This is a genomic window from Candidatus Goldiibacteriota bacterium (assembly GCA_016937715.1).
Classification (GTDB): Bacteria; Oederibacteriota; PGYV01; order PGYV01; family PGYV01; genus PGYV01.
This window is the reverse complement of the sequence record JAFGWA010000035.1, coordinates 1-13,029: the sequence shown is the minus strand read 5'-3', so window position 1 is coordinate 13,029 and position 13,029 is coordinate 1. Positions and strand designations below refer to the sequence as shown.

10 protein-coding genes are annotated in these 13,029 nt (G+C 42.9%); all 10 read left to right on the top strand.

Translation table 11 applies throughout. The annotated features are described in order from the left end of the window. Window positions 1–11 precede the first annotated feature (11 nt). The 10 genes from JXR81_04215 to JXR81_04170 all read left to right on the top strand — a co-directional run bounded on the left by JXR81_04215 (window position 12) and on the right by JXR81_04170 (window position 12,976). On the top strand, window positions 12–755 hold the full coding sequence (locus tag JXR81_04215) for an ABC transporter ATP-binding protein (protein ID MBN2754052.1): 744 nt from the start codon (window positions 12–14) through the stop codon (window positions 753–755). Beyond that, the gene (locus JXR81_04210) at window positions 752–1,525 is read left to right on the top strand and encodes an ABC transporter permease subunit (GenBank protein ID MBN2754051.1); all 774 of its coding nucleotides are present in this window, start codon (window positions 752–754) and stop codon (window positions 1,523–1,525) included. Before JXR81_04215 ends, JXR81_04210 begins: the two co-directional genes overlap by 4 nt. Window positions 1,526–1,529: 4 nt before the next feature. After that, entirely contained in the window at window positions 1,530–2,234 is a 705-nt protein-coding gene (locus tag JXR81_04205; protein ID MBN2754050.1) for a hypothetical protein, read from the top strand. Between the two features lie 101 nt (window positions 2,235–2,335). Further along, on the top strand, window positions 2,336–5,212 hold the full coding sequence (gene uvrA / locus JXR81_04200) for an excinuclease ABC subunit UvrA (protein ID MBN2754049.1): 2,877 nt from the start codon (window positions 2,336–2,338) through the stop codon (window positions 5,210–5,212). 144 nt (window positions 5,213–5,356) lie between these two features. After that, window positions 5,357–5,734, top strand: a complete 378-nt coding sequence (locus tag JXR81_04195; protein MBN2754048.1) for a PilZ domain-containing protein — start codon at window positions 5,357–5,359, stop codon at window positions 5,732–5,734. Between the two features lie 278 nt (window positions 5,735–6,012). Further along, window positions 6,013–7,191, top strand: coding sequence for a HEAT repeat domain-containing protein (locus JXR81_04190; protein MBN2754047.1), 1,179 nt, complete (start codon window positions 6,013–6,015; stop codon window positions 7,189–7,191). Window positions 7,192–7,202: 11 nt separating this feature from the next. Beyond that, a complete protein-coding gene (locus tag JXR81_04185) occupies window positions 7,203–9,131 on the top strand; it encodes a hypothetical protein (protein ID MBN2754046.1) in 1,929 nt (642 codons plus the stop codon). 11 nt (window positions 9,132–9,142) lie between these two features. Beyond that, a complete protein-coding gene (locus JXR81_04180) occupies window positions 9,143–10,594 on the top strand; it encodes a hypothetical protein (protein MBN2754045.1) in 1,452 nt (483 codons plus the stop codon). 708 nt (window positions 10,595–11,302) lie between these two features. Beyond that, window positions 11,303–12,397 carry a KamA family radical SAM protein gene (locus JXR81_04175; GenBank protein ID MBN2754044.1) on the top strand — a complete coding sequence of 365 codons (1,095 nt, stop codon included), beginning with the start codon at window positions 11,303–11,305 and terminating at the stop codon, window positions 12,395–12,397. Window positions 12,398–12,802: 405 nt separating this feature from the next. Beyond that, window positions 12,803–12,976, top strand: a complete 174-nt coding sequence (locus JXR81_04170) for a hypothetical protein (protein MBN2754043.1) — start codon at window positions 12,803–12,805, stop codon at window positions 12,974–12,976. The last annotated feature ends 53 nt before the right edge of the window (window positions 12,977–13,029 follow it).

Below are 13,029 nucleotides of genomic sequence, written 5' to 3'. Positions count from 1 at the left end.
GGAGGCCTTAAATGAATGCAATTGAAGTAAGCGGGCTTACAAAAATCTATAAGGCTCAGGATTTCTGGAAAAATGACCGTGTAACCGCGGTTCAGGATATTTCTTTTAAAGTGGCAAAAGGCGAAGTTTTCGGGCTTCTGGGTTTAAACGGCGCCGGCAAGACCACCCTTATGAAAGTGCTTCTGGGGCTTTTGAAACCCACAAACGGGACAGTGTCAATACTTGGAGGGTCAATTGAGCAACGCTCTGTCCGTGCAAGGGTGGGGTATCTTTCTGAACTGCCTTATTTCCCGAAGTATTTAAAAGCGCGTGAGGTGTTATCGTATTTCTCGGATATATTCGGTATTGATGAAAAAAATAAAAAAAAGAAAATAGAAGAAGTGCTTGAAATTACAGGGCTTAAAACAAAAAATGACGTAAGGATTAAAGGGTTTTCAAAAGGCATGCAGGGCAGGCTTGGGCTTGCCCAGGCGCTTTTAAATGACCCGGAGCTGTTATTGCTTGACGAACCAATGTCAGGGCTTGACCCGCTTGGATATAAAGAGACAAGGGATATTATTCTTAACCTTAAGAAACAGGGCAAGACCATCTTTTTTAATTCACATATCTTAAGTGAAGTGGAAAAAATATGCGATAAAGTGGCAATTCTTCACGGCGGAAAAATAAATGAAATAAAAACAGTTAAGGAAATTAAGAGAAAATACGGCGAAGTGGAAAAGTATTTTGTGAAAACGGTCGGAGGTAAACTGAAATGAGGCGCATAGCGGCGGTGGCTGAATATATATTTAAGCAGAGTTTCAGGAATAAAATATTAAACGTCCTTATTATGTTCGCGGTATTTGGCATAGGTTTTGCACTTGTTATCAGCGAACTTGCGCAGGAAGTGGAAGTGAAGATGGTCACGGATTTTGGCCTTTTTGCCATCGGGCTTTTTGGTTTTCTTACGCTTGCGCTGTCAATTACCGTGCAGATGTTTGAAGAGACGGAATTAAAAACACTGTCAATGATTCTTGTAAAGCCGGTGTCAAGGCTTGAATATTTAACCGGCAAATACGCGGGCATTGTATTGACCATACTTATGAATGTGCTGCTTATGCTTGCGGCGCTTATGGCAATAATACAGATAAAAGGCGGCGACCCGTGGAGCCTTAAATTGTTAACGGCGGCGGGGCTTATTTTTATAAGCCTTGCGGTGCTTGCTTCAACAGCGCTGCTGTTAAGTATAATATCCACTTCTGTGCCGGGCGCGGTTATTTTTTTATTTTTTGTTTATATATTAGGGCACCTTACGATACACCTTAAATACCTTTCGGAGAATATAAATAATACCGCGGTAAATATTGTGATAAACATTTTTTATTATCTGATTCCAAACCTGGAACTTTTTAACCTTAAAGATAAAATTTTCAGCCCGTCCGGCCTTTTTTCCGCGCAATATCTTGGGCTGACGCTGCTTTACGCGGCTTTGTATTCGGCCGCCACTCTTATGGCTGCCGCTTACTTCTTTGAAAAAAAGGAGTACTGACAGTATGAAAAAGTTTATTTTGCCCGCGCTTTTTTTATGCCTGCTGGCGGGCGCCTCTGTTTTAAATGAAAAAGCCGCGGATAAAGTTTTTGGCAATCAGCCTTCATGGTATTTTATAAACCCTGATTCTTACAAGAAATTTCTTCATCTTGGCGCCGCGGGCTTCGGGCTGCGGTCGCTTGCGGGGGATATTGAATATATAAATTTTCTTCAGTATTACGGCGACAGAAGCCAGAATGTTAACAGGCATGAAAAACTGGCGGTTTATATTGATGATATCACTGATGTGGATCCGTATTTTTCTTTTGCCTATACTTATGGTTCTTCCATACTTGCTTTTAACCTGGACAGGGTGGATGAGGCTTTAAGGATAATAAGAAAAGGGCTGGATTTTAACCCTAAGATGTGGCAGCTTAGGCTTTATCTTGGCGCGATTTTGTTTAAGCAGGACAATAAAGAGGGGGAATACATAAAACTTCTTGAAGACGCGTTAAGGTTTGAAGACCATCCTGCTGTGGTGGAACGCATTCTTGGCAATATTTACGAGCAGATAAAAACCCCGCAGTTTGCAGCGGAATACTGGGCGGGTATTTACGTAAAATCAAAAGACAAAAAGACAAGGCAGTTTGCGTATGATAGGGTTGAAGCCATTATTAAAGAGGGGCGCCTTACAGATCCGTCCGCGGTAATTAAAATACTCGAGAATTAAACCTGCCATTTCCCCGCGTCAAGTTTAAGTTTGTTATCAATCCTGTTTTTTTCTGATATAATAAATGTTCGTAACTATTTTGATTTTACAGGAGCTTAAATATGGCAAAAGATATAGTAATTAAAGGCGCGCGTGAACACAATTTAAAGAATATTGACATAACACTCCCAAGGGATAAGTTCATTGTTCTAACCGGCGTATCAGGTTCGGGCAAGTCATCGCTGGCGTTTGATACCATATATGCCGAAGGCCAAAGGCGTTACATGGAATCGCTGTCCGCGTATTCAAGGATGTTTTTGGGGCAGATGCAGAAGCCTGATGTTGATGTAATTGAAGGGCTTTCTCCGGCTATTGCCATTGAACAGAAAAGCGCGGGGAATAATCCGCGTTCTACGGTCGGTACAATAACCGAAATTTATGATTATTTAAGATTATTATACGCCCGCATAGGCGTTCCGCACTGCCCGAATGACGGTACTCCTATTAAGTCGCAGACTGTTCAGATGATAGTGGATAAGATACTGACAGATATGCGTGACGCTAAAATAATGATACTTGCCCCCGTAGTCAGCGGAAGAAAGGGCGAATACCATCAGCTGTTTGATAAAATAAAAAAAGAGGGTTTTTTAAGGGTAAGGGTCAACGGCGAACTTAAAGAACTTGATACGGACATAAAACTTGAAAAAAATAAAAAACACAGCATAGAGATAGTGGTGGACAGGCTTGAAGTTAAACCTGATATCAAAGGCAGGCTAACACAGTCTGTGGAACTTGCAATAAAGCTTGCTGAAGGCGCTGTGATTATAACGGATTTTAATACAAAAAAAGACACGCTTTTTTCGGAAAAACTGTCCTGTCCAAAGTGCGGTTTTTCAATGGCCAAACTGCAGCCAAGAATGTTCTCTTTTAACAATCCTTTTGGAGCCTGTTCCGAATGCACGGGGCTTGGGACAAAGATTCAGGTGGATGAAAAATTAATTCTGGAGCCAAAACTGTCGCTTAAGGAAGGCGCGTTAAAGCCGTGGCGCAATCAGGACGGATACTACTGGCAGATGCTGGCGTCTCTGGGCAGGCATTTGAAATTCAGTTTTGACGTGCCCTTTGAAAAACTGCCGGAAAAAGCAAAAAAAGCCATTCTGTACGGGCTTGAAGAGGATATTAAATTTGATTATAAATATAAGTCGCACGACGGAGAATATAAATACACCGGCGGATTTGAAGGCCTTGTCCCTTTTCTGGAAAGAAGGTATCGTGAAACTTCCACGGAAAAAATAAGAGAAGATATTTTGGGCAGATATATGAGCGAAAAACCATGCCATGTCTGCGGAGGCAAAAGATTAAAACCTGAAAGTTTATCGGTTTTAATAAACGGAAAATCCATTATTAAAGCGACGGAATTTTCCATTGAAAAGGCGTATGAATTTTTCACCACGCTTAAACTTAATGAAAGGGATGCGGCTGTCGCCAAACTTATACTTAAAGAAATTAAGGGCAGGCTGGAATTTTTATTAAACGTGGGCCTTTCTTACCTTACGCTTGAACGTAAGGCGGGCACGCTGTCCGGCGGGGAATTCCAGAGGATACACCTTGCCAATCAGATAGGCGTGGGGCTTATGGGTGTGCTGTATATTCTGGACGAGCCCAGCATAGGGCTTCATCAGCGCGATAATATGAAACTTATACAGGCGCTTCAGAACCTGCGCGACCTTGGAAATACGGTTATTGTCGTGGAACATGATGAAGAAACGATGCTTCACTGCGATTACATAGTGGATATGGGTCCGGGGCCGGGTGTTCACGGCGGCGAAGTGGTATGCCAGGGAACGCTTAAAGAAATAATGAAATGCAAAAATTCGCTTACCGCGGGCTACCTGATGAACAGGGATAAAATACAGGTTAATAAACAGAGAAGGCCGGCCGAAAAATTTGTGGAAATTTCAGGGGTTACCACCAATAATCTGAAAAACGTTTCAGTTAAATTTCCGCTTGGTTCGTTTGTCGCCGTGACCGGGGTTTCCGGTTCGGGTAAGTCATCGCTTATAGGGGAAACTTTTTATCCCGCGCTTCTGCATAAGGTTTACCATACAAATTACAAACCCGATGGGTATAAGGAACTGAATAACTGGCATCATATTGATAAAGTCATAGAGATAGATCAAAGCCCGATAGGCAGGACGCCAAGGTCTAATGCGGCCACATATACCGGTGTATTCAGCGAAATCAGGGACCTTTTCTCCGAAACAAAAGAGTCAAAGATGCGCGGGTATGAATCCGGCAGGTTCAGTTTTAACGTAAAAGGCGGCCGCTGCGAAGCATGCGCCGGCGACGGTATAATCAAAATAGAAATGCACTTTTTGCCGGATGTGTATGTGCCTTGTGAAGAGTGCGGCGGAAAAAGGTACAACAGGGAAACGCTTGAGATATTGTATAAAAACAAAAATATCCACGAAATACTTGATATGCGGGTGGAAGACGCAATGGTGTTTTTTCAGAATATTCCCAATGCCTACAGGGTGTTAAAGACCATGGATGAAGTGGGGCTTGGCTATATTAAACTTGGCCAGTCAGCCACCACGCTGTCCGGAGGCGAAGCGCAGAGGATAAAACTGGCAACAGAATTGTGCAAAAGGTCCACAGGGCAGACACTTTATATTCTTGATGAACCGACGACGGGATTACACTTTGCTGATATTGAAAAACTGCTTCATGTTTTAAATGAACTTGTAGAGCGCGGCAATACCGTTATTGTAATTGAACACAACCTTGATGTAATAAAAAATGCCGACTATGTAATTGACCTTGGCCCTGAAGGCGGGGATAAAGGCGGCAATATAGTGGTTGAAGGCACGCCGGAAGAAGTAATGCAGTGCGCCAAATCATACACAGGGCAGTATTTAAAAAAGCATGTAAATGTAACGCACAAGGCATCTGATGATGCGGCTAAACCTATAAAAAAGAAAAAAACCTCCAAAAATTAATTTTCGCTGTATGTACCGTATGGGACACTTTGAATTCAGGGTGTGCCGTATGGCACGTACAGCGTTTTCGTAAGGCAAATTCAATCGTTTCAACTGAAGAAATTCGGGCATGCTATATGCATACTGTCAGTTGAGGTGATGGCAATGACTATACATAAGATAGATGAAAGAAGGTCACACAGCAGGGTTAAAATGGAAAATAAGATTCTATATAATCTGATAAATGATTATGTAAGTGAGAATTCAACGGAAAAGAAAGATGCTAAAATTCATGACATATCATTAAAGGGGATAAGTGTTATTCTTCCCGAAAAACCCGAACCCGGAGATGTTATTGAAGTGGAAATAATGATGGAAAATCAGGAAAATACAAAAACAGTATTATTCTGTGAAGTTGCAAATGTAAGATGGGTTGAACCCCTAAAAGGATACATAACCGGACTTGATTTTATGATATTAAAAGAGAATGACAGGGAAATGATTGAAACTTTTATAATAGAGCACAGGAAGACATTTATTTAGAGGCTTGGATGCTTGGTTTAATTTGGTAGACGCGGGTCTTAAGCCCGCGGTAGTTTATTTGTTTTTGTTTTTACTTTCGTCCCTCAGTGCATCTGTCCCTCCGTCCCTCGTAGTTGTTTTCTTCTCTCCCGAATTTTGATAATGGCGAATCGTATGGTATATTTGGTATGCAATTATACACGGAACATCCTTCTAAAAAACCGACATGAATCCTGCTGGTGTAAGAAATTAAAAACGGCTGCGGTTTAAATACAGGCTTTGATATAAGGGGGGGCAGGATGAAGCACAGGTATATTCTTATTCTGGTGTTATTTGGCGGCGTGTGTCTTGGTTTATCTTCTTATACCTTTGGGGATGACAGAAACCTTGGGCAGATATTCTATGATAAAGCGGTAAGCGAATATCTTGGGGGAAGCAGGGATGAAGCAATCATTTCAATGGAAAAATCCCTGAAATATCTGCCGGATAATGATAATGCAAAAAAAATCCTGGCAAGGCTGCTTGTTCAGCGTTCGTCTGATTATTTTTATACCGGGGAAATAGAAAAGAGTTTTATTGATATAAAGAACGCGAAAAAACTTCTGCCTGATGACAAACAGGTGGACAGGCTGTATCTGTTTGTAAAGGCCGCGTTTGAAGAGAGATACAGGCCGGACTCAAAATTACAGGGAGCGGCAGAGCAGAAAGAACTTGTTCAATTTATGGCTGGCGCTTATCTTGAAAACAAATCCCCCGTGGATACAGGCGCAAAAGCCGGCCTTTCAAGGGCGGAAATAACGGGGTTAATAACTGCTTTTGGAGTTGGAATACTGCTGTTGTTTTTTGCTGTTTTGCGGGGGTTTGATAAACTTGCGGAAGCAAGAGAACGTGATATATATTCCCAGCGCGTTGAATTAGAGCGCGTTAAATGGGCATTATCGGAGGGAAAAAATAAAATGCCGGAGACTGCCAAAGATCCCGCTTATGCGGCATCTCTTATATCTGCAGGGCTTTCCAAAGCCCCGGAAGAGATGGAAAGGCTGTTAAAAAATCCTTATTCCGCGGTACGCGCAAAAGGGCTGATAATTCTGGAAGCGGAAATGTTCGGTAATGACGGGCAGAAAAAAGCGGCAATAAGGCTTCTGGACCCGTTAATATCGGATAAAGACGCGCTTGTATCAGCGAATGCCGCAAGGGCATTATGCAGGTTTAATTTCAATAAGGGAATAGCAGTGCTGGAAAAAATGGCTTCAGGCGACAGGCAGCACAGGGTTGCCGCAATGTATGTGCTTGGCTGGCTGCCTTCGGAAAAAGCCGTGAACATTCTTTTAAAAGCGGTTTCTGATTCCGACGGAAAAATAGCCGCTGCTGCGTTAAAAAGTTTAACACGGATTAAAAACGCAAGGTATTCCGGGGTATCCTCTAAAACTGCCGCAAAGGCGGAAAATATTTTATCTCTTGTTGTAATAAAAAAATAAAGGGGGAATATATGAGACAAATATTATTTATTTTAATTCTGGCTGTAATTCTGCCCGTAATATCCACGGCAGATACCATAAGGCAGACCACTGATTCTGATTTTTACGGCGGCTCCTTAAACGCCGTAAGCGTCATTAATACAGGGGCGGATGGTTCTTTAAGCCTTACGTCCGGCCTTTACGCACTGCCGGGCAACGGTTTTATTATAAATGGATCAAATGAATATTATTTAAACACCGCGGATAACAGGGCGGCAATGGCTTTTTCCGTGCCTGAATATCTGACAGTCACTGCGGCTGTAATACTTGGGTACTGGATGGGGACACAAAGTTCATATTTCTGCGGTATAGTAAGTGATTCAGCCGGCGGCACTTCACCTGCTTTTTCACAGTGGCTTGCACCCGGTAATTATAATGAAATTCACAATACGCTTGCATCCGGCAATGCGTATTATACAAGGGTGACATTCGCCGCGGACGCGTACCTTAACAGTTCCACTCCTTATCATATTTACGTTGAAGGGGCAGCCGGCCAGGACGGGTCCAACTATTTAAGGACAAGGGCTACAACGCCAAATAACCTGTTTTATGCAACATCAGGGGAAGCTGATACTTATCAGATGGTTTTAAATACCGTTGATTCGGGTACAAACTGGACACCTAACATAGATTCTCAGCCTGTATTTGTCCTTGAATACCTTGATCAGGCAGGGCTTTATCTTGATTCTTTGGGACGCCCTGTCAGCTATATAGGAAACCCGTACAATCTGCATAAAGATAACAGCGTTTACGGTACCAATCTTGCAGGGCAGATATTTGATATAAAGACAGATACTATAATTTCCAAAGTGCGTATTTACGCCAAATATACGGGCGGGTCAGCGCCTGCAGCGCATCTGTATATAATAATTCAGGATGTAACAGACCCGCTTAACGAATTAATGCTTGTGGATAACGAGGTGTTTATTTTAAAGTCAGAAATCCTGGATGTATTTTCATGGGTTAGCCATACTTTAATTAATCCGCTCAGCCTTCAGGCGGGGCATAAATACAGAATATCTTTCAGTTCCGCCGGCTCCGGTTCATCTCAGTATTATGTGCTTAAAGGCAATGAGATATACCAGAATCCTTCGCAGAATTCCGTTTTCAGCGAAGATGCTTTGGCATCCGCTTCTTTTGGGGGAAGGGATTCTTATCTTGTGTATACAACCGGCGGAGCCTGGTCTGATTACAACAGGACAAAAGACCTTATGCTTTACATGGCGGATTCCTATTCCACATTATACGCCGCGGCCGGGGAATATTTATCTCCGTCATTTGACACGAAAGCCGCATCAACATTCACAAAGTTATCGTGGCTGCCTTTAACCCAGCCTGTGCTTGCAGGTATTGATGCCGTAAGAATACAGATTGCCGCGAATAATGACAATCAGACATGGAATTTTATAGGCCCTGACGGAACCGCAGGTACTTGGTTTACCGACCCGGCCGGCACAATTCTGCCCGGTGAATTTGGCAATAAAAGATATATAAGATATAAAATGCTTTTAAATACAGAGGACGTTACCGTATCTCCGTCCGTTGATCAGGTGGAAATTGAATACAACGCGCGCCCGGATTCAACAAACGAGATAAGCCTTACAAATTATCCGAACCCTTTCAGGCCGGGCGCTGAAAATACGGGTATCAGATATACGCTTTATAAAGATACAGAAGTCACAATTACAATCATGACGCCGTTTTCTGAAATTGTAAAAAAATACACCTTTCAGCCGGGTAAAGAAGGCGGCAAAGGCGTATCTGACGGATATGAAAATAAAGTGGAATGGGACGGAAAGAATAACGAAGGGATGACGGTTGAATCCGGAATTTATATCTGCATTGTCAAGGTTAAAGCCGGCGATAAAGTTTTTAAAAGAAAAATCGCGGTGCTAAGATGAAGGGGGGCGTTATGAAAAACTTAATGATAAAATTACTGCTGTTTGTTTTTATGTTTATTTCACCTGTTTTGTTACAGGCGTCGGATGACGGCGGAGCTGCAGGCGGCTTTTTATACGCGGGCGGTTCAGGCGCGCGGTCAGCCGGGCTTGCTAATTCAAGCTCTGCTGACAGCAGCGACGCGTCAGGGGCGTATTTTAATCCCGCTCTTGTCACTTCTGTCAAATACACAGAACTGTCATTTTATTACATGACACCGTCAGAAGGTATTGCGTATAACGTTATAAGTTTCGCGCTTCCGGTCAGGGAATATGGGATACTTGCGTTTTCCAGAGTGGAACTGGAAGCTGACGGCGTGGAAAGGATAACGGATGAAGGGATAAAAACAGGGGATTTTTCCGACAGAAGCGACTGCTATATGCTGACATACGCGTATCCGTTTACGGAATCGTTTTCAGCCGGCCTTACACTTAAACTTGTAACAAGGTCTTTTGATACATACAATTCCAACGGTTTTGGAATTGACGCAGGCACAACGTATAATTTTGGAGATGTTTTTACGGTATCTGTTTCACTGTTAAACATTACAAGGCCGGTTTTGAAAATCGGCAGTATAATTGAAGATTATCCCATGAATATGAGGGCGGGCGGAGCGCTTTACCTGTTTGATACCAAACTTGTTTTATTAGGTGACGCGCTGTTTATTAATATACTGTCTGACGGCAGGGATTTTATGGGTAATGACGGCAAGGTTTTCATCCGTTATTCCGGCGGGCTTGAATACAGGCCGTTTGATTTTGCGGCAATAAGGGGCGGAATAAACCAGGCAGGCCCTGCCGTGGGCGGCGGGGTTACAACAGAAAACTTTACGCTGGATTATGCCGCAACTTTTGCGGTAATCGGCGTGGTGCATAATTTTGGAGTGACGGCACGGTTTGGCGAAGTGCCGACAGAGCGGGAAAAGAAACTTATTCAGGAAAAAAGCGGGCTTATAAAAGATAAAGAAAAGATGTCGGAAAATTTTATGAATGTGACATACGGGCAGCTGTATCTGTCAGCGCTTAACCACTATAATACAGGCAATTATGAGAAAGCGCAGGCAGAAGTAAAGGCGCTTCTTTCAATGAAGACAGGGGATGAAAGCGCTGAAAAACTTTCGTCGGACATTACGCTAATGCTGAACAGAAAAGCTGCAGGAGTAAAATTTGACGAAGCTGCCGCTCTTTTGGCGAAGGGTGAGACAAAGAAAGGAATTGAAATGATTAAAAACGCGGAAAAAGTTTATCCCGGAATTAAGGATGCCAAAATAAAGGAATATATGGCTAATGGTTCCAAAGAAATTGAGGAAAGGCGGTACATGGACGCGCGCCAGTGGTACGAAAAAGTACTGGCAATTGACCCTTCAAACGCCAAAGCCGCGGAGATGCTTGGGAAGATAAGGGATTTGATTGATATGTCTAAGTAAGGCAGATGCATGGAAGTTTGGATGCTTAGAGGCTTGGTTTAGATCCGGTAGGCGCGTCCTTTCAGGGCGCGGTTGGAGCGAGCCTGCGAAGCGGAAATCCCGGCAATGAAGCGAGCTTGTGAGCTGAAGCAGGCGGGACAGTTGATTTGTTTTTGCCTTTACTTCAGTCCCTCGGTATTATCGCCCTTCCGCTTCTGCTTAGGTGTTCTTCAAATTTTCAAATCTCGAATTTCGAATCTCGATATCCCTCCGTCCCTCGTGTTCTTTACAGGGATTGGGTATATTTTTTCAGCACGCGCCGCAAATTGGTATGTTTGTATTCAAACATATCTGAAATCAACAGTAAGGTTAACGTCGTTTGCAGCCGGGAATTTGCGGCACATACAAATCTGCCGGCGCTGCATTAAACAGCCTTTGCCGTATATGCAGTATGCTTACGCGGCACGCACTGAAAAAATACACCCAACCCCTGTTTTGTTTTAGATTTAAGAAGTGGTAGACGCGGGTCTTCAGCCCGCGGAAGTGCGTTTTGAAAGAAAGCGTTTTAAGCTATAAGCAGATAAGCATAAGCGGAGATCGCGCCGACCTTCCGACCTTCCGAGCCGCCGAGCCGCCGAGCCGCCGTCCCTCAGATTTTATAGATTTTAATCCTTTACATCATCCCTCGTATCTTTTATAGTGGTTATGCAATAATAAAGGAGGTGCTTTATGAAATACATCACAGATATCGGTAAAATCAAAGGGCTTTCGGAAAAAGAAAAAACAAATCTGAAAAAAGTAACGGATAGGTACGAGTTCAAAGTTAATGACTATTACTTATCGCTGATAGACTGGAAAAATAAGAAAGACCCTATTCGCAGAATAGTTATTCCTGAGACTCTTGAAATGGACAAGTGGGGAAGTTATGACCCTTCAAAAGAAAAGTCAAACCTTGTAATGCCCGGGATGCAGCATAAATACAGGTCAACAGCCCTGCTTTTGGTAAGCGGGACATGCGGCAGTATATGCAGGTTCTGTTTCAGAAAACGCATATTCATAAAAAAAGGCGAAGCCGGCTGTGTGGATATTGATAAAGCAGCGGCCTATATAAAAAAGCATAAAGAAATAACCAATGTGCTGCTGACCGGCGGCGATCCGTTAATGTTGCCGACAAAAAAATTAAGCGAAATAATAGGCAAGTTAAGAAAAGTTAAAACCGCGCATATTATCAGGATAGGCACAAAGATGCCGGCGTATAATCCTGACAGAATTTTAAAAGACCCTTCTTTTGCGGCAATGGTCAGAAAATACTCCGAAGATGAAAGAAAGATATATTTTATGGTGCATTTTAACCATCCGCGCGAACTTACGCCCAAAGCGATAAAGGCGGTAAATGTACTTATCAGAGCCGGCGCTATAATGGCAAATCAGACTCCGCTTTTAAGGGGGATTAATGATAATGTTCAGATAATGGCGCAGCTTTTACGCAAACTTTCTTTTATGGGGGTTCCGCCATATTATGTTTTTCAGTGCAGGCCAACGCTTGCAAATAAGGATTTTGCAGTACCGGTGGAAGAAGGGTACAGGATATTTGAAAAGGCAAAGTCATATTGTTCGGGGCTTGCAAAAAGGGCAAAGTTTGTAATGTCGCACGCCACAGGTAAGATAGAAATAGTGGGGTTGACGGATAACAGGATATTTTTTAAATATCACAGGGCAAAGAAAGAAATAGACAGTTCCAAATTTATAATAGCAAAACGCAATCCCAAAGCTTACTGGTTTGATGATTATAAGGAACTGAAAAGGGAATCAAGGCTGGAGTAAGCGGAAAACACGAGGGACAGATGCACGGAGGGACAGAGGGACGGAAGTTTTAGGTCAGGTATCCGCACCCTTTTAAAAGAAAGCGTTTTTAGCTATAAGCAGATAAGCATAAGCGATAAATGATAACTTTAAGATTTAGTTGTTTTTACCAAGCCTCTAATCATCCAAGCATCTGACATTCTGTTTTTGCATCCGTTTCTTCGTGCATCTGTCCCTCTGTCCCTTAGGTCTTCTGTTTTTGCATCCGTTTCTTCGTGCATCTGTCCCTCTGTCCCTTAGGTCTTCTGTTTTTGCATCTGTCCCTCCGTGCATCCGTCCCTCGGTCCCTCGGGTTTTATTCTCTTGCTTAATATTTTCTATGGGCTATAATAATTATAAGAACTACATAAATGAAGGAGGGAATAAATGTCAAAAGACGAAAAGAAACCGCGCCAGAAACCTTCAGAAGAAGCTATTCAGAAAGAGATCCATGCAATGGCGGATGAAATATACAGAAAAAGGACAGCCGCAGGAAAAGCAGGCGACGAACTTGGCGACTGGCTTAAAGCGGAAATTGAAATTAGAAGAAAATATAACTGATAAGCCTAAAAATATTCAACCAGCCCGGTCCGGAACATCCGGTCCGGGCTTTT